This is a genomic window from Desulfosporosinus sp. BICA1-9, from assembly GCF_000802135.1.
Genome location: NZ_JUEE01000135.1, coordinates 26612 through 45659 on the forward strand (window position 1 = coordinate 26612; position 19048 = coordinate 45659).

General features: G+C 43.9%; 19 protein-coding genes, 1 pseudogene and 1 riboswitch. Of the genes and pseudogenes, 3 read left to right on the plus strand and 17 right to left on the minus strand.

The window, feature by feature from the left end:
- Window positions 1–3: 3 nt before the first annotated feature.
- The 4 genes from cbiQ to JL57_RS16175 form a co-directional block, all read right to left on the minus strand.
- A complete protein-coding gene (cbiQ, locus tag JL57_RS16160) occupies window positions 4–774 on the minus strand; it encodes a cobalt ECF transporter T component CbiQ (RefSeq protein WP_034143041.1) in 771 nt (256 codons plus the stop codon).
- On the minus strand, window positions 771–1067 hold the full coding sequence (locus tag JL57_RS16165) for an energy-coupling factor ABC transporter substrate-binding protein (RefSeq protein ID WP_034143042.1): 297 nt from the start codon (window positions 1065–1067) through the stop codon (window positions 771–773). The genes cbiQ and JL57_RS16165 overlap by 4 nt, the downstream gene beginning before the upstream one ends.
- The gene (locus tag JL57_RS16170; RefSeq protein ID WP_291300172.1) at window positions 1064–1849 is read right to left on the minus strand and encodes an energy-coupling factor ABC transporter permease; all 786 of its coding nucleotides are present in this window, start codon (window positions 1847–1849) and stop codon (window positions 1064–1066) included. The genes JL57_RS16165 and JL57_RS16170 overlap by 4 nt, the downstream gene beginning before the upstream one ends.
- 373 nt (window positions 1850–2222) lie before the next feature.
- Window positions 2223–2404: riboswitch (cobalamin riboswitch) on the minus strand.
- A 91-nt stretch (window positions 2405–2495) separates the two neighbouring features.
- Window positions 2496–4160, minus strand: a complete 1665-nt coding sequence (locus tag JL57_RS16175; RefSeq protein ID WP_034143043.1) for a ribonuclease J — start codon at window positions 4158–4160, stop codon at window positions 2496–2498.
- Window positions 4161–4497: 337 nt separating this feature from the next.
- Between JL57_RS16175 and JL57_RS34645 the strand changes: the two genes are divergently transcribed.
- Both JL57_RS34645 and JL57_RS16180 read left to right on the plus strand, forming a co-directional pair.
- Window positions 4498–4635 (plus strand): DUF1540 domain-containing protein, encoded by a 138-nt coding sequence (locus tag JL57_RS34645; RefSeq protein ID WP_291300173.1) that lies wholly within the window; start codon window positions 4498–4500, stop codon window positions 4633–4635.
- Window positions 4636–4800: 165 nt separating this feature from the next.
- Window positions 4801–5319: a DUF6125 family protein gene (locus JL57_RS16180; protein WP_034143044.1), complete on the plus strand. Its 519-nt coding sequence runs from the start codon at window positions 4801–4803 to the stop codon at window positions 5317–5319.
- 144 nt (window positions 5320–5463) lie between these two features.
- Here JL57_RS16180 and dapA read toward each other — a convergent pair whose 3' ends face one another.
- The 13 genes from dapA to JL57_RS16245 form a co-directional block, all read right to left on the minus strand.
- Window positions 5464–6420 (minus strand): 4-hydroxy-tetrahydrodipicolinate synthase, encoded by a 957-nt coding sequence (gene dapA, locus JL57_RS16185; RefSeq protein WP_034143045.1) that lies wholly within the window; start codon window positions 6418–6420, stop codon window positions 5464–5466.
- Window positions 6421–6509: 89 nt separating this feature from the next.
- Entirely contained in the window at window positions 6510–7736 is a 1227-nt protein-coding gene (gene dapG, locus JL57_RS16190) for an aspartate kinase (protein ID WP_034143046.1), read from the minus strand.
- Between the two features lie 228 nt (window positions 7737–7964).
- Window positions 7965–8954 (minus strand): aspartate-semialdehyde dehydrogenase, encoded by a 990-nt coding sequence (locus JL57_RS16195; protein ID WP_034143047.1) that lies wholly within the window; start codon window positions 8952–8954, stop codon window positions 7965–7967.
- A gap of 278 nt (window positions 8955–9232) precedes the next feature.
- Window positions 9233–9823 (minus strand): dipicolinate synthase subunit B, encoded by a 591-nt coding sequence (locus tag JL57_RS16200; protein WP_034143048.1) that lies wholly within the window; start codon window positions 9821–9823, stop codon window positions 9233–9235.
- A 4-nt stretch (window positions 9824–9827) separates the two neighbouring features.
- Window positions 9828–10745: a dipicolinate synthase subunit DpsA gene (dpsA, locus tag JL57_RS16205; RefSeq protein ID WP_034143049.1), complete on the minus strand. Its 918-nt coding sequence runs from the start codon at window positions 10743–10745 to the stop codon at window positions 9828–9830.
- A gap of 84 nt (window positions 10746–10829) precedes the next feature.
- A complete protein-coding gene (dapB, locus tag JL57_RS16210; RefSeq protein ID WP_034143050.1) occupies window positions 10830–11633 on the minus strand; it encodes a 4-hydroxy-tetrahydrodipicolinate reductase in 804 nt (267 codons plus the stop codon).
- Window positions 11634–11744: 111 nt separating this feature from the next.
- Window positions 11745–12014, minus strand: coding sequence for a YlmC/YmxH family sporulation protein (locus JL57_RS16215; protein ID WP_034143051.1), 270 nt, complete (start codon window positions 12012–12014; stop codon window positions 11745–11747).
- 12 nt (window positions 12015–12026) lie between these two features.
- A complete protein-coding gene (locus JL57_RS16220) occupies window positions 12027–12332 on the minus strand; it encodes a hypothetical protein (RefSeq protein ID WP_034143052.1) in 306 nt (101 codons plus the stop codon).
- A gap of 115 nt (window positions 12333–12447) precedes the next feature.
- Entirely contained in the window at window positions 12448–12900 is a 453-nt protein-coding gene (dut, locus tag JL57_RS16225; protein WP_034143053.1) for a dUTP diphosphatase, read from the minus strand.
- Window positions 12901–12970: 70 nt separating this feature from the next.
- Window positions 12971–14239: a pitrilysin family protein gene (locus JL57_RS16230; protein WP_034143054.1), complete on the minus strand. Its 1269-nt coding sequence runs from the start codon at window positions 14237–14239 to the stop codon at window positions 12971–12973.
- Window positions 14240–14244: 5 nt separating this feature from the next.
- The gene (locus JL57_RS16235; RefSeq protein WP_034143055.1) at window positions 14245–15423 is read right to left on the minus strand and encodes a D-alanyl-D-alanine carboxypeptidase family protein; all 1179 of its coding nucleotides are present in this window, start codon (window positions 15421–15423) and stop codon (window positions 14245–14247) included.
- 25 nt (window positions 15424–15448) lie between these two features.
- Entirely contained in the window at window positions 15449–16201 is a 753-nt protein-coding gene (locus tag JL57_RS16240; protein ID WP_034143056.1) for a polysaccharide deacetylase family protein, read from the minus strand.
- Between the two features lie 67 nt (window positions 16202–16268).
- The gene (locus tag JL57_RS16245) at window positions 16269–18422 is read right to left on the minus strand and encodes a polyribonucleotide nucleotidyltransferase (RefSeq protein ID WP_034143057.1); all 2154 of its coding nucleotides are present in this window, start codon (window positions 18420–18422) and stop codon (window positions 16269–16271) included.
- 492 nt (window positions 18423–18914) lie between these two features.
- Here JL57_RS16245 and JL57_RS16250 point away from each other — a divergent pair.
- Window positions 18915–19048, plus strand: a pseudogene (locus JL57_RS16250) (IS110 family transposase); the annotation flags it as partial.

The window sequence follows — 19048 nt, forward strand, 5'->3', positions numbered from 1 at the left end:
ATATTACCTCCAAAGCAAATTCAATAAGATTAAAGGGATCTCGAGACCAGTTATTATGAGATAATTTTTGAGGCTAACGGGACGTTTCTTGGTAAGCACATTAATCTCTCCCGTGTAACATCGCGCTGCCATGGCATTGAAAAGTTCTTGGGATTTCACAAAAACTTTTCCAAAAAGAGCAGAGAAGAGCCGACTCATAGAACGGAAAGAACTTTTCTTGGAGACATAACCTGAACGAGAAAACTGGGCACGGCGAATCGTGGTGGCTGTTTCCATAAAGACAAAGATAAAGCGATAAATTAGCACCATTAATTCGGTAATTATAAAAGGAACTTTCATCTTGTGGAGTACTGCAATAAGTTCAGTGAGAGGAGTGGTCAAGGCTATAAAGTAGAGACATGATACAGCCCCTAACGATCTTAGAAAGAGATTAACTGCTGTGATCAGATCTGGGTAACGCATTCCTATGGTTAAACCATTAACCGTTTGAGCTAGCCAAAATCCAGCAGGATTGGTCGAAACTGAAAATGCAATCGTTAATACGCTTATCAGAAGAAACGAAAGAGGAACAAGCATAAGCTTTACAAAAACTCGGGCGGGGATGCCTGCTTTGATGACTATCCCCCCCGCCATTAAAGCTAAGACGATTAGAGGGGTGATTACCGCGGGAGCGGTTAGACACACTACCATGGTAATCATCGCAAAAAGTAGCTTTTCCGTGGGATGAACGGTTTTTAGATTATTGCTGTAGGCGAAACTATCTATGGCAATCACGCTTGATCCCTCTTATTTGCACTGTGTTTACCCTTCGAATAACCTAAATAATAAAAGACGAATCCGCTTCCGAGGGCAGCCTGCAAGGCAAACAAGAACGATTCAACTTCTCCGCTGGGTGGTTCCCAAAATGATTCAAACCAAGGTGTATAATCGGCGTTAAGCGCGCTGATCGCTTCTGATGCCTGAGCATCAGCACCAGCGAATTCAGCATCACGCGCAATATAAAGTGGGAAAAAAGCCAAAACAGCTACAAATACCAGAATTATCATGTTCTTAGAAAAGAGTTTCATGCTTTCACCCCCCGTTTAATGGAAGATAACGTTTTGCCAGTAAAGGCAGTTAAAATCTGTAACTCTTTTTGACTATAAGCTGTAAGGATATTAAATACCATTACCGTAAGTAAACCTTCGCTAATGGCTAAAGGCACCTGAGTGAACGCAAAAATGCCCATGAATTTGAGTATGGCAGCCGTTACTCCGCCTGAAGCCGCGGGAAAAGCTAGCCCCAACTGAATGGAGGTTGTAACGTAGGTCATTAGATTTCCCAAAGTTGCCGCCATAAAAATTGAGAGCCATTGGGGAGCCCCCAGCTTTTTTAAGCCTTTGTAAATTCCATAAGAGACAAAAGGGCCAACAATACCCATAGAAAACGTGTTTGCTCCTAAGGTTGTTATTCCTCCATGAGCCAGCAAAAGGGCTTGGAAGATTAAGACGATCATTCCTAAAACGGTCATAGCCGTAGGACCAAACAGAATGGTGCCTAAACCCACTCCCGTAGGATGCGAAGAGCTACCGGTTACTGACGGAATTTTCAAGGCCGACAAAACAAAAGCAAATGCACCTGCCATACCGAGCAGCATTTTTAGATTAGGGTAGAGTGTCACCGTTTTTTTAATGGAACGCACCCCTGCAATAACAAAAGGAATCATGGCGATCCACCAGAAGGCTGCCCAGTTAAAGGGTAAGAATCCTTCCATGATATGCATAGCATAAGCATTATCTGGAAAAAGGATGTATACAGACATAATGTAGGCTATTAATAAACCGAAATTCTTCATAGTGCGAAGACCCATAGTATTAACAACTCCTTTTCATACTATATGTTAAAAACCTAAATCTACTGTTTATCTACTTAACTATCTTAGATAATCTTTATCCACTAACTCCTATAGTTTTTCTCCATCACTTCCTATCTAAAAAAATAAAGAGACAACCTCACATCACTAATCTTATAAAGACAGCAATGTATCGGTTGTCTCGGACGGTGCGTTCTCTTCCACTTTCAAGTCGCATTCGCATTTTTGAAAGCAGATCCCGCTTGAACAAGACAGTTACCCTGCAGGTCAGTTTCCCTCGGGAAACCTTTTATGTACACTTAATCATATATAAAAGCCCTCCATAAAATGAAGGGCTGAAATAACAAAATTCCTGCCACCCATCCATCGTGGGTAAAGCATGTGAGCAATCAGGTTTCCTGGCTCAGGTTCCTCGTTTACTGCCTCCTTCCCAAGTTTCCTCAGTGGATTGTGGCAGAAACTCCCCGTTACAGTGGCGGGACCGCGCCGGATTCACACCGGCTTCCCTGTTTTGATTCTTCTGCTAAGAAAAATCACTTGCTCAACTATTTAACTTTGAAATAAATTTAACACGAAAAATCATCACAGTCAACAGAATCTTACCTTCACATGAACGTGAAGGGGAAGGCTCTTAAACGATCTACTATTCAACTTCTTGGATAATCGGCAAAATCACAGGTCTCCGACGAGTTTTCTCGTAAAAATGTTTACTCAAAGTATCTCGAATTTGGTTCTTTAAGACCGCCCATTCTGTGACGCGATTCTCCCGACACCTCGCCATTGTCTGCCGTATTTTTTGTTTAGCCTCGTCTAACATGGTCTCGGACTCCCGGACATACACAAACCCCCGGGTCACAACATCCGGTCCTGCCACGATGGCCCCGCTTGCACGGCTGATTGTTAAGACGACGATTAGAATACCATCTTGGGAGAGTTGTTTTCGATCCCTAAGCACAATGTTGCCGACGTCTCCAATCCCCAATCCATCGATCAACACCTTACCTGCCATAACCTTGCCACCTAGTGCAGCACCATGGCGGGTAAACTCAACGACTCCACCGTTTTCAGTGATAAAAATATTTTCCCGTGGAATACCCAGTTGTTCCGCTAGTTGAGCATGTTTGATCAACATGCGATATTCTCCGTGCACGGGCATAAAATATTGTGGTCGAACCATACTCAGCATTAATTTTTGCTCTTCTTGACTTGCGTGACCGGATACGTGCATTCCTTCTGCCGATTCATAGATAACATTGGCACCCAGCTTGAAAAGCTGATCCACTGTTTTGGCCACAGATTTCTCATTACCCGGAATTGGGCTCGCTGAGATAATCACCGTGTCTCCTGGTTGAATGGCCACATGCCGATGATCATGGTTTGCCATGCGGGTCAGTGCAGACATCGGTTCACCTTGACTCCCTGTAGTCAAGATACAGGCTTGATTCCCTGGTAAACTGATAATTTCGTCGATATCCATAAGGGTTCCCTCTGGAATATCCAGATATCCGAGTTCCTCGGCAATCCCTACAATATTCACCATACTTCGCCCTACAACCGCTACCTTACGGTTGGTATTAACAGCCGCTGTGATAGCCTGTTGAAGACGATAGACATTCGAAGCAAAGCTAGCAAGGATCACTCTATCCTTAGCATTACGAAACGCTTCATTAATCATTTCCCCCACATGACTTTCGGACGGCGTAAATCCAGCTCTTTCCACATTCGTACTGTCTGATAAAAGGCATAAAACCCCCTTATCACCGAGTTCCGAGAATTTATGAATATCTAGGATTTCCCCGGATACTGGAGTATGGTCGAGTTTAAAATCCCCGGTCACAATAATAGTTCCTAAGGGCGAATGAATAGCAATTGCTACTGCATCTGGGATGCTATGGTTGACACGAATGAACTCAATTCGAAACACTCCCAGCTTAATCACATCGCGGGGTTGTACAACAGTAGCATTAATATTGTTCAAATTATTCTCTTTCATCTTGGACTGAATAATCCCTAAGGTCAAGCGAGTTCCAAATAAGGGTACATTTAAGTCCTTCAACATATAGGGTAAGGCACCGATATGATCTTCGTGTCCGTGTGTAAGCAAAACTCCCAGCAGCATTTCTTTGTTTTCAACCAAATATGAGTAGTCAGGTATCACAATATCAATACCGGGCATGTCATCGTCAGGGAATGCTAATCCGGCATCAACAAGCACCATTTGATTATCATAGCGGATCACTGTCATGTTCTTTCCGATTTCTCCAAGTCCGCCCAATGGAATAATTTGTAACTTATGCTCTTTCGGCAAATAAATCCCTCCTGTTTAATTCTATCTCTCGCATTGTGCCTAAAAAGCTAAGGCATCCCCGTGATTTCTTTCGAAGCCCCAAAATAAAGACAACAAAAAGACGCGAAATAACATAACGAACACAATGACGCCCAAGCATTCGCCAGTATTTCGATTATCATCTATGAAACTAGCCGCACAATAAAGATAATATATTATAGCGCGAAAAACGAGGGCTGGCAAGTTACTTCAATTTCACTTAAAACATCTACATTCCTCTATCTGACAGATACTACGTATAAATTTCTAGAATTCGGGAACTATAGAAACAATGCTGTCTAGAAAGGTGGATAAAATCATGACCAATGTTGTTTGTTCTGCAATCAAATGTAGCCATAACGAGGATGGACACTGTCAGCTGGAGACCCTTAGTGTTACTTCAAGCTTGATGGACCGTGAAGCAGAGTGCGCTTTCTACGAACCTGGCAATCAATGATTCAGCGACTTTTTAAGCTTAAAACTTCATCGTTAAAGTCATCGCCCTTCAAGGTGATGACTTTAATTATTTTAGAAGCAGGAATTTCAAGGCTAGCAGAGAATGCTTTTTATTATAAAACATGTCATTTTTTCTACCTAAGGTAAAGGAAGAAGGGTGAATCGAATGTTAAACTCTAAAGAAGACCTTACCCTAGAACAAGCTCAAACGCTCTTGGAGGACTTTGCAAAGCGTTGGTTGGCCCACGATGGGCTTTGGTTCCAAGCCATTGAGCAAGCGCGCGGAATTGAAGAAGCGGTTGAGCGTGATGTTGAAGCATGGCGAAGGTTTACAGTCCTTGAAGCTAAACGCGTTATGGCCTTTTTGGGGTTAGCTGAGAATGGGGGGCTTGACGCACTGGAAAGAGCCTTGAGATTTAGACTGTATGCCTTTCTAAATGAACAAGAAAGCTTTAGACCAGATGATCATACTTTGATATTCCACATGAAGGATTGTCGTGTCCAGTCAGCCCGGAAACGCAAAAATCTTCCCGACCATCCTTGTAAACCAGTGGGAGAGGTTGAATACTCGTTATTCGCTTCTACGATTGACCCTCGAATCAAGACAACTTGTATTGCATGTCCACCAGATCCCCACCCTGAAGAATTCTATTGTGGATGGAAGTTTACTCTCAGCGAAGATTAACCAGTAACCGAGATAGAACCCCTGCTTCTTGTAGCAGAGGTTCTATCTCATTATATATAACGGGTCTTTTATAGTTTCTTTGTTACCTTGAAACGACTATCTAGTCATGAATTTGATCACCTTGTCTATACATTTTAGACAGCTCTAAACGATTGGGTGAACTGATTCAGAGGCTACCTTCAATTCAGAAAACGCTTGTGCTTGTTTGTTAGTATTACTTACTTTTATCTTCTTATGATCATTCATTAACTTTTCAAGAAACTTGATCTCTTCGTTTGTCGCATCGACAAGTGGTAGGCGGACTCTACCAGCTTTAATCCCGACCATATTCAGAATCGTTTTGATAGGGACAGGGTTCGATGTAATAAATATGCCTTTGAAGACTGGAAAGAGTTCAAGATGAGATTTTGTTGCTTGGGCCGTATCTCCAGCAAACCAGGCATCCACCATTTCTTTCATCTCATCTCCAATGATATGAGCTGCGACACTAATGATTCCGCTACACCCTAAGGCTAACATGGGTAGGGTCATAGAGTCATCCCCACTGTAGACCGCAAAATCTGAAGGCAACAATCGCTTTAATTCACTAACTTGATCGATTGAACCCGCTGCTTCTTTTAATGAGGTAATGTTGGGGATTTCAGATAGCCTTTTCACAGTCTCAGGCAATAAATTGGCTGAGGTCCTGCCTGGTACATTATAGAGCATCAAGGGTAGAGACGTTACCTCAGCGATCGCCTTAAAGTGCTGATACATCCCCTCTTGAGAAGGTTTGTTGTAATAGGGTACAACGGCCATCAGTCCATCCACGCCCGTTGTCGCAGCCTTGCGGGCGAGGGCAATACTGGAATTGGTGGAATTGGACCCAATCCCTGCAATGACGGTCGCTTTTGAGCCCAGAGCCCCTTTCACGGCCTTAAATAGCTCTATTTTTTCCTGATCCGTAACCGTTGGAGATTCTCCCGTCGTTCCACATACCACAACTCCATCTGATCCATGGGCGATTAAGTGCTGAGCTAAGCGTATGGCTTCTTGATAATCGACCTCTAACGCTTCATTCATGGGAGTTACCATGGCTGTCAAGATTCTTCCCAAAGACATCTTTCTCATCCTTTCTTCCCACTTATACTTTTATTCTAAGCAATTCCGAGACACCCACCTCTATAAGTGGGTTTTTCTTCTTCTGCTTTCTAAACTTCTAATTTGAACTTTTTATGCAAGGACTGTACTGCTGTCACCATATCTTCCTTATGAACCAGTACCCAGATCGTTGTATGTGAATCAGCCGATTGCAAGATGGTCACACCTGCATCGGATAGTGCTTCAACCATATCAGCCATGACACCTGGTACGCCAGCTATTCCCGCTCCTACAATAGAAACTTTAGCACAACTGGCAACAACGTCCGGTTGAAAACCCATATTCTGTAGAATACTAACTGCCTTGGCAGCGATCTCGTCTGAAACCGTATACAGCACTGCTTCCGGTTGTACACTGATAAAATCTACGCTAATGTCTGCTAGCGCCATTGCTTTAAAGATTCGTTTATCCGTAAGATGTATGTCAGGATCATTCACCGTTAAAACTCGAAGTTGAGTAACACTTGGCGTGTGGGCAATTCCCGCAATAATCCGGTCACTGGTAATATCCGTTCCAACTTCTCGATCGGGATGCATATTAGTAACCAAGGTTCCCGGTGCATCCGAAAAGGTCGATTTGATTCTCAGAGGAATATTTCGTTGCATTGCGATCTCCACAGCACGTGGGTGAATAACCTTAGCCCCTTGATAAGCCAACTGACATATTTCGTTATAGGTGACTGTATCTAAAATCCGAGCATCGTCAACAATTCGAGGATCTGCGGTCATAATTCCCTCAACATCAGTGTAGATATCGATAGTTTCCGCATCGAGGGCGACTCCCAGTGCTGAAGCCGTCGTATCGCTTCCTCCTCGTCCAAGTGTTGTAATCTGACCACTTTCCGTGACTCCTTGGAATCCAGTCACGACCACCACTTTACCTTCCGCCAATTGTTCGAGTATCTCGCCTGGCTCAACCCTAATAATTCGGGCATCCCCAAAATCATCATTCGTAATAATTCCTGCTTGCCCTCCTGTAAAGAGAACTGCTTTTAATCCCCTACTATTTAACGTGCTCACCAAAACGGTCCCTGAAATCACTTCTCCACAACTCATTAGAAGATCTAACTCTCGTTTTGGCAAATCCGGATGTATCCCTTTTACCATGTTTAGAAACGTATCCGTCGAATAGGGATCTCCAGAACGGCCAATTGCTGAAACGACAATCACCGGAGAATATCCGCTATGAACAGCCTCTGAGACTTTGGAAGCCACCAGGGCCCTTCGCTCTGCAGTAGCCAGGGAGGTTCCGCCAAATTTTTGGACTACAATACGCAACTCCAACCCCCCTTTTCGAGGTTCGAGGTTCGATATTCGTGGTTCGAACTTAGCCTCGAACTTTTATCGTTTACTTGTAACTTCTTTCTTCTACTTCTAATCTCTAAACAAAGAACTTTACCCCTAAATCTGAGCTTCTAGCCAGATGATCGTGTTTGATAGCCTCAAGCACAGGCCTTTCGGACTTGATTCTCGAACCACGTCCTCGAACTACGAACTACGCCTCTGTTAAAGTAGAAGCTCCGCAATTTGCACGGCGTTCGTTGCCGCACCTTTACGTATTTGATCTCCTGCCACCCATAAATTGAAACCTTGAGGGATGGAAAAGTCTTGACGCAAGCGCCCTACATAGACTTCGTCCTTATCCGCACTAAACCAGGGCATGGGGTATTGGTCCTTCCCTGGATCATCGATTACAATAACGCCGGCAGCTTTACTCAAGGCCTCCCGAACTTCTGAGACACTGACTAAGCGATCCGTCTCCACGTTGATGGACTCTGAGTGACTACGGAATACCGGCACCCGTACCGTTGTAGCAGTGATCGCCATATTGGGTACGTGGAATATCTTTTGAGTTTCCTTGACCATCTTCCACTCTTCTTTGGTATAGTCTCCCTCTTGAAATACATCAATCCGTGGAACAAGGTTAAAGGCAATTTGATAGGGAAAAACGGAGGATTTGAGTTCTTCTCCATTAGACCAAGCCTTAACCTGTGCTTCCAGTTCCTCAATGCCTTCGCGTCCGGCTCCAGACACTGCTTGATAAGTTGAAACAACCACCCGACGGATACCAGCTAAATCAAAAATCGGCTTAAGTGCCACTGCCATAATAATCGTGGAACAATTAGGGTTGGCAATAATCCCTTTGTGACTGAAGACATCTTCTGGATTAACTTCAGGTACGACAAGCGGCACTTCTGGGTCAAGCCGAAAGGCACTGCTATTATCTATCACCACTGCTCCACTCTCCACAGCAGAACGGGCATATTCTGTACTCGCTGATCCACCGGCAAAGAGAGCAATGTCTATCCCCTTAAAACTCTCGTGAGTCGTCTCCTGAACCTCAAGTTCCTGACCCTGCCATGTAATGCGTTTTCCTGCAGAACGCTTTGATGCTAACAACCTTAGTTCAGTAACCGGAAACTTTCGCTCAGCAAGGATTTTAAGAAACTCTTGTCCTACTGCGCCTGTGGCGCCAACAATTGCTACATTAGACATTACTTATGTTCCTCCTTAAATTTGTCTGGAATCAGGCCTAGTGGGCAAGGCGCCTATATAGAAAACTTGGCTGGCGCCCGAAGACACTGTCTTCGCACGTATTAATCATTCTATCAGCCTTGGCGAAGGCGGCAGCCTTAGTTGCACTTATGCGCTGGCCACGGATGGCCGAGTGTCCCTGTAGCCAAGGATGGCGAGAAGGGACCTTCAGAAAGTATACAACGAAGTTATACTTTCTGATTAGTACGAAATGGCAAGGCACCTTAAGCTGCTGCATGTTACACCCGGTAATCCACGAGGACTGGTTGAATTTGCTTTCCCTCACAGGCCATGAGGATTGTTTCTGGAACTCGATTCATATGTGCCACTAGAGAATTTGCTTTAACGACCGGATTATCTTGCCCAAAGGGTACCAAGTAAACATTTTTCGTAATGAGTAAGGTCCCAATATTACGAGCATTTAACCCAAGCCCATCGTTGGTCGAAATCGCCAAAACTACAGGTCTCTGATTTCGAAGATGAGATTTTGCTGCCATGAGCACGGGTGTATCTATAATTCCGTTAGCCAATTTTGCGAGGGTATTTCCTGTACATGGAGCAATAACCACACAATCAAACATCTTGGTAGGCCCAATCGGCTCCGCTTCAGGAATCGTATGAATCAATTCCTTATGCGTAATCTCCCGAAATTGCTGCTTCCATTCTTCTGCTTTTCCAAATCGTGTGTCAACGTTATCAACGGAATAGGAAATGATTGGCGTTAGTTCTGCCCCTTCTGCCATTAAACGTTTCATGACTTGAATAATTTCATGGATTGTACAATGTGATCCTGTGATAGCAAACCCAATTTTTAACCCCTCAAACTTCATCCTTTCACACCTCCACTTTACAAATAGTGTTCACTGTGGTCAAGTGACGAAGAATAAGTTGCGGATAAATTTGAGCTAGAATTCGTCCGGCAGTTTTCGGAGCTACTATACCCGGAAGACCCGGAGCAAGAAGAGCTTTAATACCCAGCATCTGGGCGTATTCGAAATCTGTCCCTCCCGGAATTGATGCCAAATCCACGATGACTGCATCCCGCGCGACCTTCTCTAACATCATGCGATCTAAGATTTGATAAGGAACCGTGTTGAAAATTAGTTCCGCACGACCGATCTCATCCATCAGATCGACTAAATGTACAGCATGAAGTCCCATCTCTGCAGCGCGTGCTAAATCCGAAGGCTTTCGAGCAACCCCGGTAACATGTGCTCCAATTCCTTGTAGCATACGTGACAGAGTCCAACCACACCGCCCTAATCCAATGACGAAGCTTTGACTACCATGAATCGTAATCGTTGTAGCCTCCATTGCCATTTGAATGGCTCCTTCTGCGGAAGGAATAGAATTAAGGATAGCCAGTTCATTTAGGTTCACGGTTTCTATTAATTGGATACCTAAATTTTCTGCAATTGCCCGCAAAGCTGGTCGCGCGAAACCTATGATCAGTGGTACCTGCATTGGTATAGATTCCAGAACTTTTTTGTTCAAGACAATCGGTGAAGCAGAGTATTTGGCTTTGACAACCCCACGTTCGTCAGTGCCGAACATCGGAAAAAGCAACGCATCCACTTGACCGACTGCCTCTTCAAGCGATGGTGCAAGTGTCAATCCCGAAATGGGAGAAGCCTTTTCGAATCCGACCCCAACTATGTAGGCTCCCAGTTTCTGAAGTTCAGAAATTAAATAAAGTTCACGCTCGTCTCCTCCGATTACCCCTAAACGAATTCCTTTAAGACCCGCACTCATTTTATTGCCCCCTTTGAGACAGTGTCCCATTGACTACTATCCATTATATGAGGGTATGCAGGCTGCGGTTACGCTCAAAATAATCTAATCGAGGAAATTATCGAGCCCAATCACGAGATCCGTTAATTCTGCCGCTTTGCGAATACTCAATATAATCCCTGGCATGTAGGTCTCTCTGGAGAATGCATCATGTCTAATGCTTAAAGCTTGACCTAACCCTCCAAATAAAACTTCTTGATGAGCGATTAAACCCGGCAAACGCACAGAGTGAATATGAATTCCACCAAGATCGGCACCTCGAGCTCCAGGGAGTTTCTCGTACTCATTCGGGTGTCCCTGGACCATGGGTTTACGGACTTCTAATATCCCTTCAGCTGTTTTCAAGGCCGTCCCCGATGGGGCATCGAGTTTTTGATCATGATGCATTTCAATAATATCAACATTGGGGAAAAACTTGGCCGCTTCCCTAGCAAATCGCATCATTAAAATTGCGCCGATAGAGAAATTGGATGCGATGAACGCCCCCACCCCTTCTTTTTCAACAAGGACGCGGATTTCCCCGATCTCTGCTTCATCCATACCAGTTGTTCCTACAACTGGTACCACTCCTGCCATAATTGCCATTTTTGAATTTTTCAAGACGGATTGGGGATTTGTAAAATCAACCAAGACATCCGCCCGTGTCGAACGTAAGATTTCTTGATCAAGGGGGCCAGTGATATCCACACCCACTCGAGGAGCGCCAATAACAAATCCTATATCCATTCCCTGATGTCTGGTATCAGAAGCTCCAACCAGAAGGAAATCATCTTCTTTTAAGAGCGAGCGGATCAGTTCTTGACCCATTTTTCCACATGCTCCAGATACGAAAACCCGAATTTTTTTCAATGAAACCCCTCCTGCAATGATAAGGCAAAAACCCCGTTGCATAATGCAAGGCGGGGTTACAGCTTTTCCATTCATTTTATTGGGTATCCGGTTCTCTGTCAAATTGAATTTTTAACGAATCCTTTCGGATCTATTCTGTAAATCGATGATAATGACCTCAGACCCTACTTTTTTAATCGTTTGCCAAGGGATCACCAGAGTTTCACGTTCTCGGTCTCCTTTTGATCCCCAAAAGCCTGAAAACCCTCCCCGTGAAGTAAGAATAATCGCCTCTACAGAGCCACTTAAGGAAATATCCAGATCCGCATCGCCCACTAAGCCTAGTTTCGCGCCATCATACAAATTAATAATTTCTTTACCAGCAAGATCACTTAAAAGCATCCTATCCTCTCCCTATTTCCGAAATCTCGTCCAAGCTTTCAATCCGAATGGTTGTAGAATGGCCAGCAATAAGGAAAACGCCGCTAGTGGCTCAACGAAAAATTCGGATTTACTCCACCAATCTTCCGGTATTTTCAAGAAAGAGAATAAAAGTTCTAGTGATAGGTAAATTCCACCTGCCGTGCCAACTAATTGGCTTAAGACAGTTGCCAGTTGATTTGGTGTAGTCTGAGATGATCGCCACATCATCCTATACTTTCGTTCCCTTACCGAAAGGACAATTCCAATGATCAAAAGCATAACCCCAAGGGCTTGCATCTTCACTCCCCCTCAGGGGATTGTATGAACTGACAAACTTGCGTAGAACACGAAATTCTAAAAAATGAAGTTAAAACTCCCCCTCAAGTAAGTTTTCCTATACCTCAAGATATCATTATATTCCCGTCGAGCCAAACCCACCCGCCCCTCGGGGTGTTTCCTGAAGTTCAGCAACGTCTTCAAAGTTAGCGTGGAAAATCGGCATAAATAGCATTTGGGCTATCCTATCCCCGGGCTTAATAGTCACAGGTTGGGTTCCCAAGTTTTGAATCAAGACCTGAATTTCTCCACGATAATCCGAATCGATCACACCCACACCGTTTGTTAAACCTATGCCGTGTCGACTTGCTAAACCACTCCGCGCAAAGACCAGTGCTACAACAGACTGACTTGGGAGCTCAATAGCCAGTCCTGTTGGAATTTTAACATTTTCTCCTGGGCTCACAGTAATGGGTTCTCTGAGATCCGCGCTAAGATCCACACCTGCGGAGGCAGCCGTCGCGTATGTCGGAAGGGCCAAGGAATTATTAGCCATTCTTTTTACCTTGACCGTGATAGAGTCTGTCATTAAATAATCCTCCTTGACATAAGCGAAGTTCGATGTTCGCTATTCGAATCACGAACTTCGAACCACGATTTTACTCCCAGCCAATTTTCTCTAATAAATCGGAAAGTACCACTTCATGCCCCGCTGGACCTAGTGTCATGACACTAATTTTATCTTTTTGCCAGAGGCGCCCTACGACGCGCAAAACATCTTCCAAGGTTACCCGACTGAGTTTTTCCACGACTTCCTCCGGGGAAAGTACGCGGTTATAGGTAAGTTCTGTCTTGCCCAGTCGACTCATCCGACTGCTTACTGCTTCTAGACCAAGATATAGGCCGCCTTTAATTTGCGCTTTTGTCCTGACTAATTCCTCTGCACTAATCCCTTTTTGTTTTATATTCATTAGTTCTTCCAGAATACACTCGATGACTTCTTTAGTATTCTTGGGACTCGTACCCGCATAAACTGCGAATAACCCCGTATCAACATACGTAGAATGATACGAATATACGGAATAGGCTAATCCACGCTGTTCACGAATCTCTTGAAATAGGCGGGAGCTGAGCCCTCCACCTAAAATATTGTTAAAAATATGCATGGCATAGATATCCTCATCATCTTGGCTGAGACCTGGTACTCCCAAGATAATATGCATCTGTTCTGTTTCTTTCTGTTGATAATGTTCCACTTTCAGACCTGAGGGAGTTCCTTCAATTACCCGACGTCCACCTCTCTCAAATGTTCCGAATTGAGGGGATAGTTTCTTCACGACTTCATCATGCTTAATTTTTCCCGCCACAGCGATCACGACATTTTCGGGGGCATAGTGTTCTGAAAGGAAATGCATGATTTTTTCTCGACTCAAAGACCCAATGCTCTCCACTGTCCCTAAGATTGGTTTTCCTAACGGATGATCATTCCAAACATGTTCTGAAAAGATATCATGAATTAGTTCATCCGGGGAATCCTCATACATCTTTATTTCTTCTATTACTACGTTCTTCTCTTTTTCGATTTCCTTTTCATCAAAGAGCGAGCAAAAGAACATGTCGCTTAAAACATTAATGGCTAGATCAAGGTCCTCGTCCAGAACTTTTGCGTAGTAACAAGTATATTCTTTCGTCGTAAAAGCGTTTAATTGACCACCAACGGCCTCGAGGGATTCCGCTAAGGCGCGAGCACTTCGATTTTCAGTGCCTTTGAAAAACATATGTTCAATAAAGTGTGAGATTCCTTCATATCCTTCAAGTTCATCCCGAGAACCAGCTCCCACCCATATCCCAAAGGCGGCGGAACGCACATGTTCAATTTCTTCGGTAATGATCCTAACTCCATTAGGTAACAGTGTTTTTTGATACAACTAATTCACTCCCTCTTATTCCCTTGACTGTAAGGAAATAATCGAATTAAAGACCGTTCTTCAGCTACTTCATTTTCACTGAGCAATGGCATACTGTTTAATTTTTGTTCTCTAAGCCATATCTCTAAACGTCCAAGACGTTCTCCTGCTCGAACTGGAAGATTGGTCGTTTTTTCCCACACAACACGGGTTTGTAGGTTCTTACGTTCAACTTTAGATAGGCTGACATCGATTGGATCCTTAATAAAGACTGATACGGGTTCGATGACACTGGGAAATTCGCTCATAATCTGTCCTGCATTAGCCAGATGAACAGTTTCAGTGTTCTGAAAACCCCACTCTAAAAGTTTCTTAGCATCTCCAAACCGATCTGGTGCATTCAGAACAACGACTAAGAGTTGACGCCCCTCTTTTGTAGCGGAGGCAACCAGGCATTTTCCTGCTGCAGTCGTTGTGCCAGTTTTAACACCATCAGCATAAGGGTAGTTCCAGAGCAATTTATTCGTATTGCGCAGATCCATCATCACGTCAGGCTCAATAAAATGAATCTCAGTTTCTTTAAGACGGGTAATGGAAACAAACTGAGGAATTTGCAACCCATAGCGTGCCATCAAGGCCAGATCATAAGCCGTAGAATAATGTTCCTTCCGAGGCAAGCCATTGGTATTTACGAAGTGTGTATTCTGTGCTCCTAGAGCCAAGGCTTTCCTATTCATCCACTTGAGAAACTGCTCTTCACTTCCAGCGATATGCTCGGAAATTGCAACACATGCATCATTTCCTGAACGAACCAGTGCCCCGGTAATAAGTTCATAAAGATTGATCTTTTCTCCTGGATCGAGATACAAGGATGATTCTCCAACAACCGCCGCTTTCGGACTAACGGTCACAATTTCGTCTGGCCGCCCTAACTCTAACCCTAAAATTGCCGTCATAATCTTAGTTGTACTTGCAGGAGGACGCTGTTTATGGGCTTGCTTACTAAAAAGAACATCCCCTGTAACGACATCCATTAGAACAGCTGCATCCGCTGTTATCCTAGCAACTCCGACTGTATCCGCAGCAGGTTTTTGCACAGATTTTTGGGCTGGGGCACTATAGACTGGGTTCACCGACATTAAACTAATAACTATCGTACAAAGAACTACGCAGCACCAAGCACGCGTCCACTTTAGCCTGATCATTTAACCACCTCGACTTTTTAATTTGTCATGAGGTAGTATCTCCGCTCTGGTGATATGTTATTAGTTCGTCAAGAGATTGGAAACTATATCCTTGCAAGGCTAATTGATGGAGAATAACAGGTAAAGCTTTGACAGTATTCGCTTTGGGATGCATTAAAACAATGGCACCAGACTTGTTGGGTTTGATTCCAAACCGGATTGCAGGATTAATAATCCGCTTGGCAATAATTTCCGGCGTACTGTCTGTACGCCAATCCACTGTATCTAATGTCCAGAGAATCGTCTGATAGCCTAATTCTTTGGCAGCTCTTAGTCCCGAAGCACCTTTTTCACCGTAAGGAGGTGCATATAAATGTGTTTTTTGTCCGATAATTTCTTCTATAATAGTTTCCGTTTTTTTGATTTCTTCTTGGTTTGCGCTGACGGAAAGCCGATCTGGATGAGGATGAGAATAGCCATGGTTTTCAATTTGGTGGCCGCGATTGGAGATCATTTTTAATGTCTCTGGGTTCTTTTTAGCCCAGCGACCAGTGACAAAGAAGGTTACACGGGCTTTACCCTTATCCAACTCGTCCAGGATAGCTGGGATATATTCCTCGCCCCAATCCACGTTAATCGTTAAAGCCATGATCAATTGATCCGTATTAACTTGCTCTATAGGCTTTGTAACTGAAGCATTCGACCCTATAAACCAACGCTCTGTGATACCCACAACCAACAGAAAGAAAATCCCGACTAACGAGAGGATTCGTCGCGAGATTTTTAAGTTAATGAACATATGCGTCCCCCCTTCCTTAACATTTATGCGGATAGGGGAACTCACAGACTGGTCATCAATTATTATATTAGGATTTAGGAATAGTCGGGTTTTCCTTACGAACGTTTGGCATAGCTTCCTTACGCGAAAGATTTAAGCGACCTTGTTTGTCAATGGCAGTCGCTTTGACCATGATCTCATCCCCGACTTTAACAATGTCCTCCACTTTTTCCACGCGTTCATGAGCTAATTGAGAGATGTGAACTAGGCCTTCCTTGCCTGACAGTCCCATGACTCCAGGAATGACTTCTACAAAAGCCCCGAAGTCCATAACCCGAGTGACTTTTCCTTGGTAAATTTTACCGACTTCCACTTCTTGAGTTAAAGCCTGGATAATCTTTAAGGCTTTCTCCCCACCTTCGCCACCAACCGAAGAAATAAAGACGCGGCCATCATCTTCGATGTCAATTTTAACACCGGTTTCCTCCACAATCTTCTTAATCGTTTTTCCACCAGGTCCAATAACATCGCGGATCTTATCGGGATGAATCGAGGCAGTGATTATTCTCGGTGCATAGATTGATAGTTGTGGGCGAGGTTTAGCCAAAATTGCCACCATTTTATCGAGAATCAAAAGACGGGCAGCTTTAGCCTGGGTCAAGGCTTTCAATAAAACTTCTCGGGACACACCCATTATTTTAATATCCATTTGCAAGGCGGTTATCCCTTTAGTGGTTCCAGCCACCTTAAAATCCATATCTCCAAAGTGATCTTCTAAACCTTGGATATCGGTCAGGATCGCTAAATTATCCCCTTCCTTAACGAGTCCCATGGCAATGCCTGCAACTGGAGCTGAAATGGGAACACCGGCATCCATTAGGGAAAGAGTACTTCCACAAACAGAGGCCATCGAACTAGAACCATTAGATTCCAACACCTCAGAAACGAGACGAATGGTATATGGAAATTCATTTTCATCGGGAAGAACTGGGATCAACGCTCTTTCTGCAAGAGCACCATGACCAATTTCTCTGCGCCCTGGTCCCCGCATCGGTCGGGTTTCTCCAACACTATAGGGCGGGAAATTATAGTGATGAATATAGCGTTTAGATCTTTCAAGACCTAAACCATCTAGAATCTGTTCATCTCTTGCAGCCCCTAGAGTCGCCACTGTCAACACCTGAGTTTGACCACGCGTAAAAAGGCCTGTCCCATGGGTACGGGGTAGAATTCCTACTTCAATACTGATCGGACGAACTTCATCGACTGCCCGACCATCCGGTCTAATTTGCTCATTCGTGATCAATTTACGAACAATCTGATGGACAATGTCCTCAAGCACATTCTTGATCACTTTCGTGTCATCTGGAAACTCTGCTTCGAAGTAGCTCAAGGTTTCAGCTTTAACTTCGTTGATTGCACTTTCCCGTGCTTTCTTCTCCTCAACACGGATAGCCTGATCTAACTTGTCGTAGGCATAGGTATTTACCGCTTCGACAATGTTAGCTGGGGTTTTTACAAATATTACTTCAAGTTTTTCTTTGGCTAACCCGAGGGCCAAAGCTTCCTCACGATAGTCCGCAATAAATTGGGTAATCTTTTTAATTTCGGCATGTCCAAACATAATCGCTTCCAAGATTTGATCCTCTGGTACTTCGTGAGCACTAGCTTCCACCATCATAACCGCTTCTTCTGTTCCAGCCACAGTAAGAAGCATCTGACTTTTTCCTGCTTGTTCGATGGTCGGATTAATAATGTATTCATCTTCTATCAGTCCAACGGTCACTGCCGCAATAGGACCTTCGAAGGGTATATTTGAAATCGTCAGGGCTGCTGAAGCTGCATTAATGGCCGTAATATCTGTCGCACTATCTTGATCGACGGACATAACCGTGGCAACCACTTGAACTTCATTTCGAAATCCTTCCGGGAATAGCGGACGAATTGGACGGTCAATTAAACGAGCCGACAGGGTAGCTTTCTCGCTGGCTCTTCCTTCACGTTTAATAAATCCCCCTGGGATTTTACCGGCAGCGTACATTCTTTCTTCAAACTCAACGGTCAAGGGGAAGAAATCAATTCCCTCCCGGGCTACAGCACTGCAGGTTGCGAATGCAGTCACCACAGTATCCCCGTAACGGAGAAAAATAGTGCCTCCCGCTTGTTTACCAAGCTTACCAGTTTGGAAAGTCATCGTTCTCCCACCGACTGAGAGTGACTTTTCGAGTATTTCCTGTTTCACAATGGAACCTCCTTAAATTTTCAATCCTTCTCAACTTGTTTCCTCTTCGACATATTGTTATTATTTCCTGCAATTTGCATAAATAAAACTAAATTAAGAATAAACCCCTAAATCGAAGTTCGAGGCTCGATGTTCGAGGTTCGAACTTTGCAACGGGGGCTCGATACTAAGAATCACGCTCCCTAAAACATCTCTTTCTCGCATCTTGAATTTTGCACTCGTACCTCGCATAAAGAAACAATCATGAACCCCGGCGTTCACAAATTAGAATGAAAATGTTTTCCAGTCATGCGAATTCCATAGTCTTCCATTTGGAATACTCTTATTGGCGGGAGTTAAATATCCGCAAGTTTATTGGTGGAATTTCCCCCGTTAAAGAAACTGGTTTCAGTAACCTTTGAGTACAAATTAGTGTGCCTTGAGCACGTGTAAGAAATTTCTTTTAGTTTCAGGTTACTGAATCTCCCGCCAATTAATTAAAGGAGGTTTCAAATGGACGCTATTTTGGAATCATGTGCTGGCTTGGATGTTCACCAGGAAACAGTTGTAGCTTGTATACTCACTGGTTCTCTTGATCAAAAGCCTAAGAAAGTAGTTAAAACGTTTTCTACTACAACGACCGAACT